Origin of the sequence: Streptomyces sp. NPDC091281, assembly GCF_044757425.1 — a bacterium.
GTDB lineage: Bacteria > Actinomycetota > Actinomycetes > Streptomycetales > Streptomycetaceae > Streptomyces.
Window position 1 is genome coordinate 1 of record NZ_JBIVUY010000021.1, and the last position, 19,255, is coordinate 19,255.

The 19,255-nt window shown below is 72.2% G+C and carries 17 protein-coding genes; 6 read left to right on the forward strand and 11 right to left on the reverse strand.

Going from position 1 to position 19,255, the window contains the following annotated elements:
- Positions 1–202 precede the first annotated feature (202 nt).
- A complete protein-coding gene (locus tag ACIQPQ_RS36390; RefSeq protein WP_383768736.1) occupies positions 203–547 on the reverse strand; it encodes a hypothetical protein in 345 nt (114 codons plus the stop codon).
- Between the two features lie 139 nt (positions 548–686).
- On the opposite strand from ACIQPQ_RS36390, the gene ACIQPQ_RS36395 reads away from it, so the two are divergent.
- From ACIQPQ_RS36395 to ACIQPQ_RS36405, 3 genes are all read left to right on the forward strand, one after another.
- The gene (locus tag ACIQPQ_RS36395) at positions 687–1,886 is read left to right on the forward strand and encodes a pyridoxal phosphate-dependent aminotransferase (RefSeq protein WP_401312937.1); all 1,200 of its coding nucleotides are present in this window, start codon (positions 687–689) and stop codon (positions 1,884–1,886) included.
- 74 nt (positions 1,887–1,960) lie between these two features.
- Positions 1,961–2,377, forward strand: coding sequence for a hypothetical protein (locus tag ACIQPQ_RS36400; RefSeq protein ID WP_401312940.1), 417 nt, complete (start codon positions 1,961–1,963; stop codon positions 2,375–2,377).
- A gap of 41 nt (positions 2,378–2,418) precedes the next feature.
- Entirely contained in the window at positions 2,419–4,998 is a 2,580-nt protein-coding gene (locus tag ACIQPQ_RS36405; RefSeq protein ID WP_401312941.1) for a tetratricopeptide repeat protein, read from the forward strand.
- Between the two features lie 127 nt (positions 4,999–5,125).
- Here ACIQPQ_RS36405 and ACIQPQ_RS36410 read toward each other — a convergent pair whose 3' ends face one another.
- On the reverse strand, positions 5,126–5,653 hold the full coding sequence (locus ACIQPQ_RS36410; RefSeq protein WP_383768725.1) for a YbjN domain-containing protein: 528 nt from the start codon (positions 5,651–5,653) through the stop codon (positions 5,126–5,128).
- Positions 5,654–5,865: 212 nt separating this feature from the next.
- Entirely contained in the window at positions 5,866–8,466 is a 2,601-nt protein-coding gene (gene clpB, locus ACIQPQ_RS36415; protein WP_401312945.1) for an ATP-dependent chaperone ClpB, read from the reverse strand.
- A 269-nt stretch (positions 8,467–8,735) separates the two neighbouring features.
- Here clpB and ACIQPQ_RS36420 point away from each other — a divergent pair, with 269 nt between their 5' ends.
- Positions 8,736–9,173 (forward strand): pyridoxamine 5'-phosphate oxidase family protein, encoded by a 438-nt coding sequence (locus ACIQPQ_RS36420; RefSeq protein ID WP_401312948.1) that lies wholly within the window; start codon positions 8,736–8,738, stop codon positions 9,171–9,173.
- A 174-nt stretch (positions 9,174–9,347) separates the two neighbouring features.
- Here ACIQPQ_RS36420 and ACIQPQ_RS36425 read toward each other — a convergent pair whose 3' ends face one another.
- The gene (locus tag ACIQPQ_RS36425; RefSeq protein ID WP_401312951.1) at positions 9,348–9,686 is read right to left on the reverse strand and encodes a hypothetical protein; all 339 of its coding nucleotides are present in this window, start codon (positions 9,684–9,686) and stop codon (positions 9,348–9,350) included.
- A gap of 7 nt (positions 9,687–9,693) precedes the next feature.
- On the reverse strand, positions 9,694–9,945 hold the full coding sequence (locus ACIQPQ_RS36430; RefSeq protein ID WP_383768715.1) for a hypothetical protein: 252 nt from the start codon (positions 9,943–9,945) through the stop codon (positions 9,694–9,696).
- Between the two features lie 104 nt (positions 9,946–10,049).
- Between ACIQPQ_RS36430 and ACIQPQ_RS36435 the strand changes: the two genes are divergently transcribed.
- Entirely contained in the window at positions 10,050–11,069 is a 1,020-nt protein-coding gene (locus ACIQPQ_RS36435) for a helix-turn-helix transcriptional regulator (protein ID WP_383768712.1), read from the forward strand.
- A 167-nt stretch (positions 11,070–11,236) separates the two neighbouring features.
- A complete protein-coding gene (locus ACIQPQ_RS36440; RefSeq protein WP_401313110.1) occupies positions 11,237–12,247 on the forward strand; it encodes a helix-turn-helix transcriptional regulator in 1,011 nt (336 codons plus the stop codon).
- Here ACIQPQ_RS36440 and ACIQPQ_RS36445 read toward each other — a convergent pair.
- From ACIQPQ_RS36445 to dnaK, 6 genes are all read right to left on the reverse strand, one after another.
- On the reverse strand, positions 12,165–13,241 hold the full coding sequence (locus ACIQPQ_RS36445; protein WP_401312955.1) for a LuxR C-terminal-related transcriptional regulator: 1,077 nt from the start codon (positions 13,239–13,241) through the stop codon (positions 12,165–12,167). The genes ACIQPQ_RS36440 and ACIQPQ_RS36445 overlap by 83 nt on opposite strands.
- Before the next feature lie 243 nt (positions 13,242–13,484).
- Entirely contained in the window at positions 13,485–14,588 is a 1,104-nt protein-coding gene (locus tag ACIQPQ_RS36450) for a sugar ABC transporter substrate-binding protein (RefSeq protein ID WP_401312958.1), read from the reverse strand.
- A gap of 338 nt (positions 14,589–14,926) precedes the next feature.
- A complete protein-coding gene (locus tag ACIQPQ_RS36455; protein ID WP_401312961.1) occupies positions 14,927–15,379 on the reverse strand; it encodes a heat shock protein transcriptional repressor HspR in 453 nt (150 codons plus the stop codon).
- Positions 15,380–15,384: 5 nt separating this feature from the next.
- Positions 15,385–16,575 (reverse strand): molecular chaperone DnaJ, encoded by a 1,191-nt coding sequence (gene dnaJ, locus ACIQPQ_RS36460; RefSeq protein WP_401312963.1) that lies wholly within the window; start codon positions 16,573–16,575, stop codon positions 15,385–15,387.
- Between the two features lie 72 nt (positions 16,576–16,647).
- Positions 16,648–17,331, reverse strand: coding sequence for a nucleotide exchange factor GrpE (gene grpE, locus ACIQPQ_RS36465; protein WP_383768701.1), 684 nt, complete (start codon positions 17,329–17,331; stop codon positions 16,648–16,650).
- Positions 17,328–19,169: a molecular chaperone DnaK gene (gene dnaK / locus ACIQPQ_RS36470; RefSeq protein WP_383768699.1), complete on the reverse strand. Its 1,842-nt coding sequence runs from the start codon at positions 19,167–19,169 to the stop codon at positions 17,328–17,330. The genes grpE and dnaK overlap by 4 nt, the downstream gene beginning before the upstream one ends.
- Positions 19,170–19,255: the final 86 nt, after the last annotated feature.

Here is a 19,255-nt window from a genome sequence, read left to right on the forward strand (position 1 = left end):
TTTTCAATCCCTCTGTGGGCTGCACAGCTCAACTGTACAACTCCGGCGTACGCGGTGCGGCCTGGACCCCCCCCCCTTGCCCCCCCCCCCCCGGCCGGGGGGGGGCGGGGGGCCCCGCGGGGGGCGGGGCCCGCGGCCCCACCGCGCACGGCCGGGAGAACGGCCTCCCGCAAGGGAGTTCAGCCGTTCTTGTGGGCCGGTCTCAGCTGCCGCCCCCGCCGCAGCCGCCGCCCCCTCCCCCGCAGGAGGAGCCGCCGCCGCAGGAACTGCCGCCCGACGAACCGCAGGACGAGCCGCCGCCCCCGTCGTGGCCGTGGCCCCCGCCGCTGTGGCCGCCCCCGCCGCCGTCGCTGCCCGCGACCCACCAACTGCCGCTGTCGCTGCCGCTGCTGTCGTGGTGACGCGACCGGCGCCCCCGCCCGCGCGACCCGCCCCCATAAGCCCCCACCGTGCGGGACGCGGCCGAGCGCGAGACGCGCACCAGGACGAGCACGAAGACCAGCAGGATGGCGACGAGGACCGCCGCCAGGATGATGCCCGTGACCATGGCCCACCCTCCTCTCGATTCCCCCGAAGCGGCCCCCCGTGGGCGCCTCGTGCGCCGCCGGAGCGACGCGTGACCGGGGGATGCCCGCCCCTCTCACGGGCCAAAGCACACTTGAGGAACTCCAGAGCTTCGACGCAGGATGACCGTCATGACCTCCACCGCGCGCCCCTTGCTCAACCGCCGTCTCACCGAGTTCGGGACGACGATCTTCGCCGAGATGTCCGCGCTGGCCGCGCGGACCGGCGCGATCAACCTGGGGCAGGGCTTCCCCGACACGGACGGCCCGGAGGAGGTGCGCGAGGCGGCCGTACGGGCGCTGCGCGACGGCCGCGGCAACCAGTACCCGCCCGGCCCCGGCGTCCCCGAGCTGCGCACCGCGATCGCCGAGCACCAGCGGCGCCGCTACGGCCTCGCCGTCGACCCGGACACCGAGGTGCTGGTCACGGCGGGCGCCACGGAGGCCATCGCGGCGGCACTGCTGGCCCTGGTGGAGCCCGGCGACGAGGTGGTGGCCCTGGAGCCGTACTACGACTCCTACGCCGCCTGCGTGGCCCTGGCGGGCGGCACCCGCGTCCCGGTGACGCTGCGGCCGGACCCCGCCGAGGCCCGTTTCCGCCTGGACCTGGACGAGCTGCGCGACGCGGTCACCGACCGCACCCGGCTGCTGCTGATCAACACCCCGCACAACCCGACCGGCACCGTCCTGACCCGCGCCGAGCTGACCGCGATCGCCGAGCTGGCGGTGGAGCGGGACCTCCTCGTAGTCACCGACGAGGTGTACGAGCACCTGGTCTTCGACGGCGCCGAACACGTCCCGCTGGCGACGCTGCCGGGCATGCGGGAGCGGACGGTGACGATCGGCAGCGCGGGCAAGACGTTCTCGTTCACGGGCTGGAAGGTCGGCTGGGTGACGGCCGCGCCCGCCCTGGTCTCGGCGGTCCGCTCGGCGAAGCAGTTCCTGACGTATGTCTCCGCGGGCCCCTTCCAGTACGCGGTGGCCGAGGCGCTGGCGCTGCCCGACGCCTACTTCGACGGGTTCCGCGCCGACCTGCTGGCCAAGCGGGACCTGCTCGCGGCGGGCCTGGCGGACGCCGGCTTCGGCGTGTTCCGCCCGGCGGGCACGTACTTCGTCACCACCGACATCCGCCCCCTCGGCGAGAGCGACGGCTTCGCCTTCTGCCGCGCCCTGCCGGAACGCGCGGGCGTCGTCGCCATCCCGAACGCGGTCTTCTACGACCACCGCGAGGCAGGCGCCCCGTTCGTACGCTTCGCGTTCTGCAAGCGGACGGAGGTGCTGACGGACGCCGCCGGACGGCTCCGCAAGGCGTTCGGCGGCTGACCGACGCCCTGTTCCGGGGAGGGGGCTCCCCACCTACAGTGGGACCAGAAGTCCGACCACAGGGGGGTGGGGGGATGGACCCGATCGTGCTGGCGGCCGGGACGGCGCTGGTGGGGGCGATGGCCACCGACGCCTGGCAGCAGGCCCGAGCAGCGGTGGTGGACCTGTGGCGACGCGTCCACGCCGACCAGGCCGACGGGGTGGGATCAGAACTGGACGCGGTCCACACCCGGATACTCACCGCCCGCGAGGCGGCGGACGACGCCACGGAACAGGCCCTCGTCGGCGCGTGGCGGCTGCGGCTCCAGCAACTCCTCGAAGCGGACCCGTCCTTGGCCCAGGACCTGCGCCGTCTGCTGGACGAGCATCTGGTTCCGGCACTGCCCCGCGAGGAGGCGTCCCAGGTGCCGTCGGTCGTCATGAGGGCCGAGACGCACGACACGTCACGGGTGTACATGGCAGGCCGTGACGTCCACATCGACGAGCGGTGACACCGTCGGCCGACGGATCCGGGCCCGCACCGACCCGGATCGTGACGCACGCCCATGAGAACGCGCAGGTCCACGTGGCCGGGCGGGACGTGCACCACACCGTCACCCACACCACCGCGGCGCCGGTGCCGGAACCCTCCATGTACACCCTGCCGCGCGGTGTGGCCGCCTTCACCGGGCGGGAGTCCGAGCTGCGGCGGCTCGTCGAGGTCGCCGCATCTCCCGGGCTCGTCGCGATCCACAGCGTCAGCGGCATGCCCGGCGTCGGCAAGACCGCCCTGGTGACGCACGCCGCGCGCCTGCTCGCCGACCGCTTCCCCGACGGGCAGCTGTTCGTCTCCCTGCACGCGCACACCCCGGGCCGACGACCGGCCGATCCGGGCCTGGTCCTCACGGATCTGCTCCTGGCGACCGGGATGGCGGCCCAGCGGATTCCGTCCGGGTTCGACGCCAGGGTCCGGAGCTGGCGCAGTCGCCTGGTGGGCAGGAAGATCCTGCTGGTCCTGGACGACGCCGCCGACGGCGCCCAGGTCGAACCTCTCCTGCCCGGAACGGACGGGTGCCTGGTGATGGTCACCAGTCGTCGGCGCCTCATCGACCTCGACGGCGCGTGTCCGGTCCCCCTGGACACCTTGTCGCCGGAGCAGGCCGAGCGGCTGTTCCTGCGCCTGTCCGGCCGTGACACGGAGGCCGCCGGGGCGGGCGCCGTCGCCGAACTGGTCCGGCTGTGCGGGTATCTGCCGCTGGCCGTCACGCTGCTCGCGGGACGCCTCGCCCATCACCCGGCCTGGAGCCTCTCCCGGTTCGTCACGGACTTCGTGGAGGCCAGGGACCGGCTCGAGCGGCTCCGAGGAGGCGACCGTACGGTGGCCGCGGCGTTCGACCTGTCGTACCGGGACCTGCCCGCCGATCGCCGGAGGTTCTTCCGACACCTCGGCCACCACCCCGGAACGGACCTCGACGTCGACGCCGCCGCGGCCCTCGGCGGGGTGTCGCGGGCGGACGCGGAACGGCATCTGGACGCGCTGTACACGGACCACCTGCTGGAGGAGAGAGCACCGGGCCGGTACGGACGGCACGATCTGATCCGCGCCTACGCGCTCGCGCTGGCAGCCGACGATCCCGTCACCGTGAGCGGCGGCGCGATCGAGCGGCTCCTGGATCACTACGGGCGGACCGCCGAGGACGCCGACCGCTTCTTCGCCCGCACCACCCGGCCCGGCGCGTCACCCGCCCCGGCGGAGGCGGGCGGACCCGGCTCCCCGGCCCGCGTCCCCGCGACCGTCTTCCCGACCCGCGACCACGCGACCGCCTGGCTGCGCGGCGAACGCGGGAACTTCCTGGCGTGCATCGACGCGTTCTCCCCGCAGGCCCGGTACCGCTCGCACGCGCTCCGCATCACGGCCGCGGCGGCCGCTTTCCTGCACCTGGAGGGCCCATGGCCGGAGGCCGCGGCGCTGCATCGCGGCGCGGCGGACATCGCGCGCCGCGGCGCCGACCCGCTCGCCGAGGCCAACGCCCACAACGACCTGGGCCGCGTGCTCTACCGCATGGGTGACCTGAAGGCGGCGGCGGAAGCGCACGAGCGGGCGTTGGCCCTCTACGAGGATCTGGGCCACGGCCAGGGCACGGCGAACGCCCTGTCCGACCTGGGACGCACGCACTACCTGGGCGGCCGGTACGCCACGGCCGCCGCGTTGCAGGAACGCGCTCACCTGCTCTACCGCGATGCCGGAGACCGGGGGTCGGAGGGAAACGCTCTGTGGGAACTGGGCCGCGTCCGCGCGATGACCGGCGAACCCGCGGCGGCGACCGCCCTGCACGAGCGGGCGTTGGCCCTCTTCCGGGAGGTCGGCGACCGTATCGGGGAGGGGAACGCGCTGTGGGACCTGGGGCGGTCGCGCGCTGCTGCGGGCGCGTACGTCGGGGCGGCGGAGACACAGGAGGAGGCGCTCGTCGTCTTCCGCTCCGTGGGCAGCCGGTTCGGTGAGGCCAACGCCCTGCACCATCTCGGCCTCGTCCGGCACCTGACCGGCTACGACGGCGAGGCGACCCGGCTCCAGGAGTCCGCCCTCGCGATCTACCGGGATCTCGGCAACAGACAGGGGGAGGCCAACGCGCTGCACGGCCTGGGGCGGGTATGCGCCGCGACGGGGCGGCTGCCGGAGGCCCGGGACCGCTTCGAGCGGGCGCTGGCGATCTACCGGGCCGTGGGGAGCAGTTTCGGAATGGCCAATTCCCTTCACGGTCTGGGCCGGGTCCGGCACCTGTCGGGCGACCTCTCCGGCGCGGCCGGCCTCCTGGACGAGGCGCTGGGCGTCCTGCGCGAGATCGGCAGCCTGCGGGGCGAGGCCGAGCTGCTCAACAGCATGGGGGCACTGACGGCCGACTCGGCGGGCGCGTCCGAGGCACTGGCGCACTACCGTTCCGCGCTGCTTCTGGCGCGCCGGCTGGCCAGTCCGATCGAGGAGGGGCGGGCGCTGGAAGGCATGGCCCATTGTCTGGGACGGACCGGTGACCGGTCGGCCGCCCGTGCCGCCCTCCGTGAGGCGGTGGGCGTCTACCGGCGGATCGGTGCCGCCGAGGCGGCGTCGGCCGCCGCCACCCTGGAGGAGTACTGAGCCACGTTCCGCGGCCGCCGGGACGTCCCGCCCGCACGCCCGGAGCCCGCCCCCCTCCCTCAGCCGCCGGGGCGGGAGGGCGGGGACGGGCTCCGGGATGTGCGGGCCGTGTGGGGGCGGCGGAGCGCTACTGGTCGTCCTCGGGCTTCTCGGCGTCGTCCACCTCGGACTCCAGGCCGAGCTGCTCGACGAGCCACTTGTCGAACTCGATGGCGGCACGCACCCAGCTCACCGTCGAGGAGACGAACAGCTCCAGGTTGACGCCGGCGCCGATCAGCAGCTGGGCCTCGCCGATCAGGCGGACGGTGCCGTCGTCGTGGGTGTGCGTGTAGACCTTGGGCCACAGGGTGCGGCGGTTCCAGTCGTCGATCGCCTCCAGCAGCTGGGGCTTGTCGTCGATGACGTGCGGCCGGTCGTAGAACGTCCGCACCGAGTAGACCGCCTGGTCGCCCTCGCCGCGGAACATGAAGTACGTGCGGAATTCCTCCCACGGCGCCGCGAGGTCACCCTCGTCGTCGACGACGTACTTCAGCTCCATCTGGTCGAGAAGCTGCTTCACGAGGTCCTGATCCGGAACGACGGGGCCCGCCGGGCCCTGGGGCTGCGGCTCGGGCTGGCCCCCGAAGTTCGGAATCGAGGACGGGTCGATGGTCACCGTGATTTTCCCTTCGTACGGATCTCGCCATCCTCCCCCATGCGGGGAGGGGGGTGGCAACCCCGGGCGGGCCCTGTCAGCCCTCGGCGGACAGGAACCGGCCGCACGGTGCCCCGGACGGTGACACAGGGTGGGCGGGGGCCCGCGCACAGGTGCCCCCGCCCGCCGCGTACGGCGGCGCGCTCACCTCGTACGGCGGCGCGCCCGGCCGGTCAGAGGGTCTTGCCGGTGGTGGCCGGGCCGACGATCAGGCCGTCGCCGAAGGCGTCGACGCGGACGGTGTCGCCGTCCTTGACCTCGCCCGCGAGGATCTCCCGGGCGAGCCGGTCCCCGATGGCCGTCTGGACGAGGCGGCGCAGCGGCCGGGCGCCGTACGCCGGGTCGTTGCCCTCGTCGGCGAGCCAGGCCAGGGCCTCGTCGCTGACCTCCAGGGTGAGCCGCCGCTCGGCGAGCCGCCGGGCGAGCCGGTCGATCTGGAGCCGGGCGATGCGGCCCAGCTCGTCCTTGGAGAGCGCCGAGAAGACCACCAGGTCGTCGAGCCGGTTGAGGAACTCCGGCTTGAACGAGGCCCGGACCACCTCCAGGACCTGCTCCTTCTTCTCCGCCTCGCTCGCCACCGGGTCCACCAGGTACTGGCTGCCCAGGTTGGAGGTGAGCACCAGGATGGTGTTGCGGAAGTCGACGGTGCGGCCCTGGCCGTCGGTGAGGCGGCCGTCGTCCAGCACCTGGAGCAGGACGTCGAAGACCTCCGGGTGCGCCTTCTCCACCTCGTCCAGCAGCACCACGCTGTACGGCCTGCGGCGGACGGCCTCGGTGAGCTGGCCGCCCTCCTCGTACCCGACGTAGCCGGGCGGGGCGCCGACGAGGCGGGCGACGCTGTGCTTCTCGCCGTACTCCGACATGTCGATGCGGATCATGGCCCGCTCGTCGTCGAAGAGGAAGTCGGCGAGGGCCTTGGCCAGCTCGGTCTTGCCGACGCCGGTCGGGCCGAGGAAGAGGAACGACCCGGTCGGCCGGTCGGGGTCGGCGATCCCGGCCCGCGAGCGCCGTACGGCGTCGGAGACCGCGCGGACCGCCTCGGTCTGGCCGATGAGGCGGCGGCCCAGCTCGTCCTCCATGCGCAGCAGCTTCTGCGTCTCGCCCTCCATGAGGCGCCCGGCGGGGATGCCGGTCCAGGAGGCGACGACGTCGGCGATGTCGTCGGAGCCGACCTCGTCCTTGACCATGGTGTCCCTCGCGGCCTCCTCCTCGGCCTCGGAGGCGGCCTCCAGGGCCCGCTCCAGGTCGGGGATCTCGCCGTAGAGCAGCTTGCTGGCGGTGTCGAAGTCGCCGTCGCGCTGGGCCCGTTCGGCCTGGCCGCGCCGTTCGTCGAGCTTCTCCTTCAGCTCGCCGACCCGGTTGAGGGACTGCTTCTCCTTCTCCCAGCGGGCGGTGAGGCCGCGCAACTCCTCCTCCTTGTCGGCGAGATCGCGCCGCAGCTTCTCCAGCCGCTCGCGGGAGGCGGCGTCGGTCTCCCGGCCGAGGGCCAGCTCCTCCATCTTCAACCGGTCGACGGAGCGCTGGAGTTCGTCGATCTCGACGGGCGAGGAGTCGATCTCCATGCGCAGCCGGGAGGCCGCCTCGTCGACGAGGTCGATGGCCTTGTCGGGCAGGAAGCGGGAGGTGATGTACCGGTCGGAGAGGGTGGCGGCGGCGACGAGCGCGCTGTCCGCGATCTGCACCTTGTGGTGGGCCTCGTAGCGGCCCTTGAGCCCGCGCAGGATGGCGATGGTGTCCTCGACGGACGGCTCGGCGACCAGCACCTGCTGGAAGCGGCGCTCCAGCGCCGGGTCCTTCTCGATCCGCTCGCGGTACTCGTCCAGGGTGGTCGCGCCGACCATGCGCAGCTCGCCGCGGGCCAGCATCGGCTTCAGCATGTTGCCCGCGTCCATCGCGGAGTCGCCGCCGGCGCCCGCGCCGACGACGGTGTGCAGTTCGTCGATGAAGGTGACGATCTGCCCGTCGGAGTCCTTGATCTCGGCGAGGACGGTCTTGAGCCGCTCCTCGAACTCGCCGCGGTACTTGGCGCCCGCGACCATCGCGCCGAGGTCGAGGGAGACCAGCCGCTTGTTCTTGAGGGACTCGGGCACGTCGCCCTTGACGATCCGCTGGGCGAGGCCCTCCACGACGGCGGTCTTGCCGACGCCGGGCTCGCCGATGAGGACGGGGTTGTTCTTCGTACGGCGGGAGAGGACCTGCACGACGCGGCGGATCTCGGTGTCACGGCCGATGACCGGGTCGAGCTTGCCCTCGCGGGCGGCGGCGGTGAAGTCGGTGCCGAACTTCTCCAGGGCCTTGTACTGGCCCTCGGGGTCGGCGGTGGTGACCCGGCGGCCGCCGCGGGCCTTGCGGAAGGCCTCCAGCAGCTTCTTCGCGGTGGCCCCCTGCCCGGTGAGCACGTCCCCCGCCCGGCCGCCCTTGGCGGCGGTGCCGAGCAGCAGGTGCTCGGTGGAGAGGTACTCGTCGCCCAGTTCGCGGGCGCGCTCCTGCGCGTCGGCGAGCACGGCGAGCAGCTCGCGGTTGGGCTGGGGGGCCGCCACGGTGGAACCGGCGACGCTGGGCAGCGCGCCGAGCACCCGCTCGGCACCGGCCCGTACGGCGGCCTGGTCGGCCTCGACGGCGGCCAGCAGGTCCGTGATGTTCTCGTTGTCCTGGCCCTCCAGCAGCGCGAGCAGCAGGTGGGCGGGGGTGAGGTCGGCGTGCCCCTCGGACAGGGCGCGGCTCTGGGCGGCCTGAAGGGCCTCCCGGCTCCGGTTGGTCAGCTCGGCGTCCACGTTCGCTGTCTCCTCCTCCGTACGTCAGCCCGGCAGCACTGACTAGGACAGCGTAACAAAACTTGAGTCTGTTCCGCTCAAGGTTGGCGGGATGGGATGAAGGGGCCCGCGAGCGGCGCGGGGTCCGGCACCGGGCCCCTTTCCGGGACGTTCCCGCGGAGGTGCAGCTTCCTGCTGTTGACCCGGCGGCGACCGCCCGTTCTTCCCGTGAACGCCGGATTACCAGACCGGAAGGTCCGGTTCCGAAGAGGCCGACTAGGGTCCAGATCATGGCCGCATACCCTCAGGACCCGGGCGCGCCGGACGCGCCGTACCTCGCCTTCTGGCGCGAACGTCACTTGTGCACGCTGACCACGCTCCGCCCGGACGGCACCCCGCACGTCGTCCCCGTCGGGGTGACCTACGACCCGGAGAACCTGCTGGCGCGGGTGATCGCCGACCGGGCGAGCCGCAAGGTGCGCAACGTGCGCGCGGCGGGCGGCGCGGACGGCCCCGGCGCGCGGGTGGCGGTCTGCCAGGTGGACGGCCGCTTCTGGGCGACCCTGGAGGGCCTGGCCGTGGTGAGCGAGGACCCGGAGCGGGTCGCGGAGGCGGAGCGCCGGTACGCGGAGCGGTACGGGCACCCGCCGCGCCCGAACCCGACGCGGGCGGTGATCGAGATCCGGCTCACACGGGCGATGGGACGCGGTCGGCCGGTCGGGGAGTGATCCGCGGATGACCGGATCGGCACGGGCGGAATCCGGCCACCTCGGCGCAGGCCCGCGGCGCGGCGATGAAAGGACATGTCGGCAGAAACTGCAGCGGCGTCACCGTGTTCAGGTCACGGTGACGCCGCTGCGGGGGGAAGCACCTGAGCGATCTGTTACGACGGGGGAATCGCGTCAGGCACTGCGGGGGGTGGCTGAGACGGCCCTGGGGGCGGGCTGGGGCGCGGACTCCGACAGCTGGTGGTCACGCTGGTCGAGGTTCACGAAGATCATTCCGTACCTGATGGCGCAGCGTACGGGCTGCGGCGCCCCCCGAGGCCGCCGCAGACACCGGTACGCGCGGACGTCGTCCTCCTCGTCACGCGTGACGACGACCGGCTCTCCGAACACCGTCACCATCAACGAGTCACCACTGTGGGGGATGGCGGTGACCAGGTCGATGAAGTGCCAGCCGGAGCGGTAGGCCGTGGCCATCTCGCGGCGGAACGAGCGGTCGTCAGGAGGAGTCGTCATCTACCCGTCAGCCCCAACTGCTGTCGTTCGTGCTGACTGGTGTCACCACGCCCCAGCTGCTGTCGCCGGGCACCTCGCCGGTCGGCCGGACCAGGCCCCAGCTGCTGTCACCGGCCACCACGCTCACCGGCTTCGCCCGGCCCCAGCTGCTGTCGGCCAGCGCGTCGCTCTTCGCACCCGCCAGCCCGCTCAACGCCCCGAAGGCCACGGCGGTGGCGAAGGCGGCGGCAAGCACCGAGCGAAGCTTTCTCTTGCCCATAGTCGGCTTCGTCCTCACTTGATGGTCACCTCAACCCCCGTCGAGTAAGACGATGGCTCATTCGGGCACGTGGTGGCCACACGATCGGTGCATCATGTTCCTGCATGTTCAGGACCCTGGGGGGTGGAAATTTGGCTACCAACGCGACTAAAGGGACACATCCCCATGCGGTGACCGAATTGTGTGAGGCCGGCGCCCGGCTGTACGCGCACGCCCTTCGCGCAGGTCGGGTCGCCCGTGCCGACGTGGAGGCCGCTCCGTGCCTCACGGAGTTCGACCTGCTCCACCCCGACCCCGACGACGCCGACTGGATGCGTCCGGTTCCGCCCGCGGTCGCGCTGGCCCAGCGGCTGAACCCCATCGAGCGGGAGATCAGCGAGCACCGGCGGCTGTCCATCGAGATCGCCGGCGCCTTCGAGCCCTTCATGACGCTCAGCGCGCAGGCGACGGCGGCCACCCACTCCATCACGGTCCTGGAGGGCTTCGACCGGATCAACGCCGCTCTCGACCTCGCCACCGCACAGTGCCAGTCGGAGATGCTCACCGTCCAGCCCGGCGGCCGGCGGCTGGAGCACACCCTCGAACAGGCTCTCGACCGGGACAAGGCACTAACCGACCGCGGGGTACGGATTCGCACCCTGTACCAGCACACGGCCCGGCACAGCCCGGAGACGCTGGCCTACGTCGCCCGGTTCACCGACGGCAAGGTGGAGTACCGCACGATCGACGAACTCGTCGAGCGGCTCATCATCTGCGACGAGAGCGTGGCTTTCATCCCCACCCGCGACGACCGGCAGGTGGCCCTCGAACTGCGCCACCCCGGACTCGTGCGGTATCTCATCAAAGTGTTCGAGTTCATGTGGAGCCGCGCCGTCCCGCTCAGCGCGGGCGCCCCCTACGAACCGGCCCTCGACGGCATCACCGACATCCAGCACTCCATCGCGAAGCTGCTCATCGAGGGCCACGTCGACGAGGCGATCGCCCGCCGCCTCGGCATGAACGTCCGCACCTGCCGCGCCCACATCGCCAAGCTCGCCACCACGCTGGGCAGCGGCAGCCGCGCCCAACTCGGCTTTCTCATCGCACAGTCCGGGATTCTCCGGCAGGAGGACATCGCACCGTGACCCTGGCGTTCCCCCCACCGCCTCCCCCGCACCTCCCGCACCCGGCGCCCCCACCGCCCGGCCCCGGCCCGCACCCGGACCCCGGCAGCGGCCCCGGCACCGCGCCGCGCCCCGCCGCGGGCGCCGCCACCGGCGCGGGACCGTACCTCCCGCATCCCGAACACGGTGTGGAGGATCTGTGTCCCGCCGGGCTGGACCTCTACACCCGCGCCCTGCGCGAGGGACACGTCGCCGCCCCCGAGGCCGCCCGCGAGGCGCCCTGCCTGACCCGCCACGGGCTGCTGCACCCCGCGCTGGACGACCCGGCCCGGCTGGAGCCGGTCGCCCCGGCCGCCGCCCTGCACCGGCTGCTGCGCGGCTCGGCGGACCGGATCGCGGGCGAACGGCGCCGCGAGGCCCGCCTGGTGGCCGAGTTCGAGCCGCTGATGCGGATCGACGGACGCGGCGCGGCCGACCCCGACGGGCCCGCCCTGCGGCTGCTGAGCGGCTCCGAGCAGATCAACCAGGCGATCAGCGAGGCGATGGACGAGGCGGACCGCGAGGTGCTCTGCGTCCAGCCCAACAGCCGCCCCGAGGGCGCCCGCGGCGACGCCGCGCACGCCGTCGCCATGGAACGCGACCAGGCCCTCCTGGACCGCGGCGGCCGCATCCGCACCCTGTACCAGCACACCCAGCGCCACCGGCCCCTCGTCCTGTCCCGCTACGAGCGGCTGCGCGGCGACGCCGAGGCCCGCACCCTCGACGAGGTCACCGAACGGCTCCTCGTCATCGACCGCACGGTGGCCTTCCTCCCCGCCAACGCCGACCGCAGCCTCGCCCTGGAGGTCCGCCACCCGGCGCTCCTGGCCTACCTCGTCACCGTCTTCGAACGGTTCTGGCGGCTGGCGACGCCCATGCACCCCGAGTCCGCCGCCGCGCCGCCCTCCCTCGACGGCGTCACCCCGCGCCAGCGGGCCATCGCCGCGCTGCTGGTCGAGGGGCACACCGACGCCGTCGTCGCCGACCGGCTCGGCATGAACGTCCGTACGGCACGGGAGCACATCGCGAAGCTCGCGGCGGGGCTCGGCAGCGAGAGCCGCGCCCAGCTCGGCTACCTCATCGGCCGCTCGGGGATTCTTGACCCGGAACGCCCGGAGAACCCGGACCGGCCGGACCGCCCGCCCCGCTCGGCACACTGACCGCCGCCCCGGAGAACGGCACGTCCAGGCCGACCTGGGCGATCCGCACGCCCAGCTGGGTGCGGCTGGCCGCGCCCAGGGTCTCCGAGAGGCGGGCGATGTGCGTCCGGCAGGTCCGCACGCTGATGCCGAGCCGCTCGGCGATGACCGCGTCCTGGTGGCCCTCCGCGAGCAGCGCCGCGATGGCCTGCTCCCGGTGCGAGACGCCCTCGACACGGGGGTCGGGGAGCGCGGCGGTCAGCGGCACCGCGAGCCGCCACAGCCGTTCGAAGACGGTGACGAGGTAGGCGGTGAGGGCCGGGTGGCGCAGTTCCAGCGCCATCGTGCGGTCGCTGTTGGCGGGGATGAAGGCGACCGTGCGGTCGAAGAGGATGAGGCGGTCCACGACCTCGTCGAGGGTGCGGGCCTCGACCGCGTCACCCATCAGCTCCAGGTAGTTGAGCAGACCCTGCCCGTGCCGGGCCACGTGGTTGTAGAGGTCGCGCATCCGTACGCCCCGGCCGCGCAGCGCCAGCGCCCGGTGCAGGCCCTCGGAGAGTTCGTGCTCGCGGCGGATGCCGCCGGGCTGGACGGTGAGGACCTCGGTGGTGCACGCCTCCGTCGCCTCGTCCAGGGCGGCCTGGATGCGGGCGGGGCCGTCCAGGACACGGATCGCGGCGCCCTCCCCGGCGAGCGGCGCGGGCGCGGGGCCGCCGAGCCCGGCGTACCACTCGAAGGCGGCGACGGCCGAGCCCATCCGGTGCCGGCTGGCGCTGACCTCGTCGTAGAGGCCGCGCAGCAGCCGGGTCATGACCTCCTGCGGGGAGGTGGGGACCAGCCAGTCCATGTCGTCCGGATCGGGGTGGAGCAGGGCCAGTTCGAGCAGACAGGGCACCGGTTCGGCGTCCCGGCGTGCGACGCGCCCCCGCCGTACGGCCCGGGAATACACGCGATCCCCGGCCCCGCACAGTCGGTCAGCACCGTGAGGATGCTCCTCCGCCCCGTGCCCGGCCATCGGCCATCCCACCCCCGCTGTTCGCCTGGTCCGCAGCGCAACTATGCGCGGCCCCGGACCGGCTCCGCAACACGGCTCCGTCCCTCGCACCCGGGGAAATCAGGCCATTTCCACGGGTTCCTCCCGGCCCGGACAGCGATGTCGTACGTCTGTACGCGCTCGGCGCAAGGGGGGGACGGGCGAAACCCCCGGGAGGCGGCGGGCCTTCCCGGGGGTACGGGGACGAGCGGTTCCGCCCCGGCCTCAGCTGAGCTTGAGGGCCGCGCAGGCGGACTGGTACTTGGCGGTGCAGATGTCGGACGCCTTGTAGATCCCGTCGGCGATGACGGTCTCCTTGATGTTCTTCTTCGTCAGCGCGACCACCGTCACCAGCTGGGCCGGGATGTTCTTGTCGGTGGGGCTGTCGACGGAGTCGCGGGTCAGGGCGTCGAACTGGATGTCGCGGCCCTGCACCTTGGCGACGGCCATCTCCGCGGCGGCCTCCGCCATCTGCGGGTAGGGCTTGTAGACGCTCATGTACTGCTCACCGGCGACGATCCGCTGCACGCCCGCGAGTTCGGCGTCCTGGCCGGTGATGGGCGGCAGCTCGGTGACGCCCGCGGCCTTGAGGGCCTTGATGATGCCGCCGGCCATCGCGTCGTTGGCGGAGTAGACGGCCGAGATGTTGTCGGCGCCGATCTTCTGGATCGCCTGGGCCATGTTCTCCTGGGCGATGTCCGGGCTCCAGTCCTTGGTGTCGAAGGACTCGGCGATCGTGACGCGCCCGCTCAGCTCCGACAGCGCGCCGTTCTTGAACTGCTTGGCGTTGGGGTCGGTGGGCGAGCCGTTCATCATGACGATCTTGTCGGAGGTCTGGGCGTTGCCCAGCGACTCGGCGAGCGTGCGCCCCTGCACCTCGCCGACCAGCTCGTTGTCGAAGGAGACGTACGCGTCGATCGGGCCCTCGGCCAGCCGGTCGTAGGCGATGACCGGGATGCCCGCGTCCTTCGCCTTGCGCACGGTGTCCACCATGGCCTTGGAGTCGACCGCGTCGAGCAGGATGATGTCGACCTTCTCGTCGATCATCCGCTCCATCTGGGTGATCTGGGTCTCGGTCTTCGACTCGGCGTTCGCGTACTCCGTCTTGCCCTTGTTCGCGGTGAGCGCGGCGACCTTGGCCTTGATGATCGGGTAGTCGAACTCCTCGTACCGGGTGTTCGTCGACTCCGGCATCAGCACGCCCACGGTGATGTCGTTGCTCTTCGTCGGCGTCGCCGCCCCGCCCTCCTCCGCCGCGCCGAGCATCCCGCATCCGGCGAGCGAGAGGGACATCGTGGAGGCGGCCACGGCTATGGCGATACGACGCATTCAGGGGCTCACTTCAGGTGCGTTAGGGACATGGGCGCGACTCGACCACCCAGGTGTCTGAAAAGACAACTGGCCGCCCACCGCCGCCGTCAAGCGGAACTACTTAACGAAGTAACAACATCACCCTCCGCTTAGCGGGTGAAGACACATGGAGACGACGCGAAGGACTCGGCGGGGGCGCCTCACGAACCCTTCACCGACCCGCACTTCACCGCGTCCGGGAACACGCCGAAGGGGCGGCCCCGGAGGATGTCCGGGGCCGCCCCTTCGGCGTGCGTGCGGTGGAGCGGTGGAGCGTCGGGACGTCAGGCCCAGGGGGCCGTCGGGCTGTCGGGCCGTCAGTCCGAGGTCTGCTGGCGCTTGGGGCGCCAGACGACCAGGGCGCTGGTCTGCTGGACCTCCTGGTAGGGGACCAGGTCGCGGCGGTAGGACGCGTGGACCGCGGCCTCCCTCTGCTGCATGGCCGCCGCCGCGCCGTCCAGCGCCGACTCCAGTTCCGCGACCCTCGACTGGAGGGCCGCGACCTGGTTCTCCAGCTCGATGATCCGCTTGATGCCGGCCAGGTTGATGCCCTCGTCCTGGGACAACTGCTGGACGGTGCGCAGCAGTTCGATGTCCCGGGCCGAGTAGCGGCGGCCCCGGCCCGCGGTGCGGTCCGGGGAGACCAGGCCGAGCCGGTCGTACTGGCGGAGCGTCTGGGGGTGCAGGCCGGAGAGCTGGGCCGCCACCGAGATGACGTAGACCGGGGTCTCCTGGGTCAGTTCGTACGGGTTGCGCCGACGGCCGTCCATGACGCTCAAGCTCCCTTCGCTGCCTCGAACAGCTCGGCCCGCGGGTCCTCCTCCGCGGTCGCCTCGCGATACGCCTCCAGTGCGTCACGAGCCTTCCCCGACAGGTCCTTCGGGACACTCACCTCGACGGTGACGAGGAGGTCGCCCCGGCTGCCGTCCTTGCGGACCGCGCCCTTGCCGCGGGCGCGCATGGTGCGCCCGTTGGGGGTGCCGGGCGGCAGTTTCAGCGTGATCGGCGGGCCGCCCAGGGTGGGGACCCTGATGTCGCCGCCGAGCGCCGCCTCGGTGAAGGTGACCGGCACGCTCACCGTGAGGTTGTCGTCCTTGCGGCCGAAGACCGGGTGCGCGTCGACGTGGACGGCGACGTAGAGGTCACCGGCCGGGCCGCCGCGCTCGCCGGGAGCGCCCTTGCCGCGCAGCCGGATGCGCTGCCCGTCGGTCACCCCCGCCGGGATGCGGACCTGCATGGTCCGGGAGGACTTGGCGCGCCCGCTGCCCTTGCAGTCCATGCAGGGGTGCTCGGCGATGAGGCCGCGCCCCTTGCAGTCGGGGCACGGGTCGGTCAGCGAGAAGCCGCCGCCGGAGCCGCGGGCGACCTGTCCGGTGCCGACGCAGGTCGGGCACACGCGGGGCGTGCCGTTCTTGTCGCCGGTGCCGGAGCAGGCCTTGCAGGGGGACTGCGAGGACATCCGCAGCGGGACGGTGGCGCCCTCGATGGCCTCGGTGAAGCTCAGCGTGACCTCGGACTCGATGTCCTGGCCGCGCCGGGGCTGGGTCCGGGTGCCGGTCCCGGTGGCGCCGCCGCGGTTGAACAGCCCGCCGAAGACGTCACCGAGTCCGCCGCCGAAGCCGCCCGCGCCCTGGCCCCCGCCGCCGCCCTGGGCGCCGCCGAAGAGGTCGCCCAGGTCGAAGTTGAAGGAGCCGCCCGCCCCGCCCGGTCCGGGGCGGAAGCCGCCGTTGCCGAACAGGGCGCGGGCCTCGTCGTACTCCTTGCGCTTCTTGGGGTCGCCGAGGACGTCATTCGCCTCGGAGATCTCCTTGAAGCGCTCCTCGGCCTTGGCGTTGCCCTTGTTGGCGTCCGGGTGGAACTCGCGGGCGAGCTTCCGGTACGCCTTCTTGATCTCGGCCTCGGTGGCGTCCTTGGGGACGCCGAGGACCTTGTAGTAGTCCTTCTCGATGAAGTCCTTCGTGCTCATCCCCGACGTCCCTCCTTCCGGGCGTCCAGGGCCGCGGGGGCCCTGCGCGTGTCACGTGCGGTCGCGTCCCGCTCAGCCCTCGTCCGGGCCACCGCTCTCCTTGTCGTCACCCGTCTCCGGGGCGGACGCCGCGGGGGTGGCCGACGGCTCCGCCGACTCCGCCTTGGCGGCCTGCGCCCCGGGCTGGGGCTCGGCGACGGCCACCCGCGCGGGGCGGATGGTGCGTTCGCCGATCCGGTACCCGGGCTGGAGGATCGCCACGCAGGTCGTCTCGGTGACGTCCGGCGCGTAGCTGTGCATCAGCGCCTCGTGGATCGTCGGGTCGAAGGGCTCGCCCTCCTTGCCGAACTGCTGGAGGCCCATCTTGGCCGCGACGGTCTCCAGCGACTCGGCGACGGACTTGAACCCGCCGACGAGTTCGCCGTGTTCGCGCGCGCGGCCGATGTCGTCGAGCACGGGCAGGAGTTCGGTCAGGAGGTTCGCCACGGCGATCTCCTTGACCGCGATCCGGTCGCGCTCGACCCGGCGGCGGTAGTTCTGGTACTCGGCCTGGAGCCGCTGGAGGTCCGCGGTGCGCTCACCGAGCGCGGTACGGACCTGGTCCAGCTGGGCGACGAGGCCTGCGGTCTGGTTCGCGTCCCCGGCCGGGGCCGACCCCTCCGCGGTGGAGGAGTCGGTCTTCGGCTCGGCGTCTTCAGGGGTGGCGCCGGAGGGGACGTCGGGCTTCTCCTCGAAGCCCGGGGTCTCCTCCGTCACGCGGCACCGTCCTTGCGCTCGTCGTCCACGATCTCGGCGTCGACCACGTCGTCGTCGGCCTTGGCGCCGGCGCCGGGGGCCTCGCCGCCGGCGGCCTGGGCGGCCTGCGCGTCGGCGTACATGGCCTGGCCGAGCTTCTGCGACACGGCCGCGACCTTCTCGGTGGCGGTGCGGATCTCGGCGGTGTCCTCGCCCTTGAGGGCTTCCTTCAGCTCGCCGATCGCGGTCTCGACCTCGGTCTTGATCTCGCCGGGGACCTTGTCCTCGTTGTCCTTGAGGAACTTCTCCGTCTGGTAGACGAGCTGCTCGCCCTGGTTGCGGGCCTCGGCGGCCTCACGGCGGCGGTGGTCCTCGTCCGCGTACTGCTCGGCCTCCTGCCGCATGCGGTCGACCTCGTCCTTCGGCAGCGAGGAGCCGCCGGTGACGGTCATCTTCTGCTCTTTGCCCGTGCCGAGGTCCTTCGCGGTCACGTGCATGATGCCGTTGGCGTCGATGTCGAAGGAGACCTCGATCTGCGGGACGCCGCGCGGCGCCGGGGGCAGACCGGTCAGCTCGAACATCCCGAGCTTCTTGTTGTACGCCGCGATCTCCCGCTCGCCCTGGTAGACCTGGATCTGCACGGACGGCTGGTTGTCCTCGGCCGTCGTGAAGATCTCGGACCGCTTGGTCGGGATCGTGGTGTTGCGCTCGATGAGCTTGGTCATGATGCCGCCCTTGGTCTCGATGCCGAGGGACAGCGGGGTCACGTCGAGGAGCAGGACGTCCTTGACCTCACCCTTGAGGACACCGGCCTGGAGGGACGCGCCGATGGCGACGACCTCGTCCGGGTTGACGCCCTTGTTGGCGTCCTTGCCGCCGGTCAGCTCGCGCACCAGCTCGGCGACGGCGGGCATCCGGGTGGAACCGCCGACGAGAACGACGTGGTCGATCTCGGAGAGGTTGATGCCGGCGTCCTTGATGACGTTGTGGAACGGCGTCTTGCAGCGCTCCAGCAGGTCCGCGGTCAGCTGCTGGAACTGGGCGCGGGTGAGCTTCTCGTCCAGGTGCAGCGGGCCCTCGGCGGACGCCGTGATGTAGGGCAGGTTGATCGAGGTCTCGGTGGACGAGGACAGCTCGATCTTGGCCTTCTCGGCGGCCTCGCGGAGGCGCTGGAGGGCCATCTTGTCCTTGCTGAGGTCCACGCCGTGGCCGGACTGGAACTGCTTGACCAGGTAGTCGACGACGCGCTGGTCCCAGTCGTCACCACCGAGGTGGTTGTCGCCGTTGGTGGCCTTCACCTCGACGACGCCGTCACCGATCTCCAGGAGGGACACGTCGAAGGTGCCGCCGCCGAGGTCGAAGACGAGGATCGTCTGGTCGTCCTTGTCCAGGCCGTACGCGAGCGCGGCCGCGGTGGGCTCGTTGACGATGCGCAGGACGTTGAGGCCCGCGATCTCACCGGCCTCCTTGGTGGCCTGGCGCTCGGAGTCGTTGAAGTACGCGGGGACGGTGATGACCGCGTCGGCCACCTTCTCCCCGAGGTACGCCTCGGCGTCGCGCTTCAGCTTCTGCAGGATGAAGGCGCTCATCTGCTGCGGGTTGAAGCTCTTGCCGTCCAGCTCGATCTTCCAGTCCGTGCCCATGTGGCGCTTCACGGAGCGGATGGTGCGGTCCACGTTGGTGACCGCCTGGCGCTTGGCGACCTCGCCGACGAGAACCTCGCCGTTCTTCGCGAAGGCGACGACGGACGGCGTGGTCCGGGCACCCTCGGCGTTGGTGATGACGGTGGGCTCGCCGCCCTCCAGAACGCTGACGACGGAGTTGGTTGTGCCCAGGTCGATGCCGACCGCACGTGCCATGGTGATCTTCCTCCAGCTGACTTGAGTGGAACAGGCTCAAGTGTGCACGACGCCCGCCCCTCGGTCAACAGACCTGAGTCAGACAG

Excerpts from the sequence above, each read along its gene's own strand:
- ACIQPQ_RS36390 (WP_383768736.1), bottom strand. The coding sequence starts at position 547 with ATGGTCACGGGCATCATCCTGGCGGCGGTCCTCGTCGCCATCCTGCTG.
- ACIQPQ_RS36395 (WP_401312937.1), top strand. The coding sequence starts at position 687 with ATGACCGTCATGACCTCCACCGCGCGCCCCTTGCTCAACCGCCGTCTC.
- ACIQPQ_RS36400 (WP_401312940.1), top strand. The coding sequence starts at position 1,961 with ATGGACCCGATCGTGCTGGCGGCCGGGACGGCGCTGGTGGGGGCGATG.
- ACIQPQ_RS36420 (WP_401312948.1), top strand. The coding sequence starts at position 8,736 with ATGGCCGCATACCCTCAGGACCCGGGCGCGCCGGACGCGCCGTACCTC.
- ACIQPQ_RS36425 (WP_401312951.1), bottom strand. The coding sequence starts at position 9,686 with ATGACGACTCCTCCTGACGACCGCTCGTTCCGCCGCGAGATGGCCACG.
- ACIQPQ_RS36430 (WP_383768715.1), bottom strand. The coding sequence starts at position 9,945 with ATGGGCAAGAGAAAGCTTCGCTCGGTGCTTGCCGCCGCCTTCGCCACC.
- ACIQPQ_RS36435 (WP_383768712.1), top strand. The coding sequence starts at position 10,050 with ATGTTCAGGACCCTGGGGGGTGGAAATTTGGCTACCAACGCGACTAAA.
- ACIQPQ_RS36445 (WP_401312955.1), bottom strand. The coding sequence starts at position 13,241 with ATGGCCGGGCACGGGGCGGAGGAGCATCCTCACGGTGCTGACCGACTG.
- ACIQPQ_RS36450 (WP_401312958.1), bottom strand. The coding sequence starts at position 14,588 with ATGCGTCGTATCGCCATAGCCGTGGCCGCCTCCACGATGTCCCTCTCG.
- ACIQPQ_RS36455 (WP_401312961.1), bottom strand. The coding sequence starts at position 15,379 with ATGGACGGCCGTCGGCGCAACCCGTACGAACTGACCCAGGAGACCCCG.
- dnaJ (WP_401312963.1), bottom strand. The coding sequence starts at position 16,575 with ATGAGCACGAAGGACTTCATCGAGAAGGACTACTACAAGGTCCTCGGC.
- dnaK (WP_383768699.1), bottom strand. The coding sequence starts at position 19,169 with ATGGCACGTGCGGTCGGCATCGACCTGGGCACAACCAACTCCGTCGTC.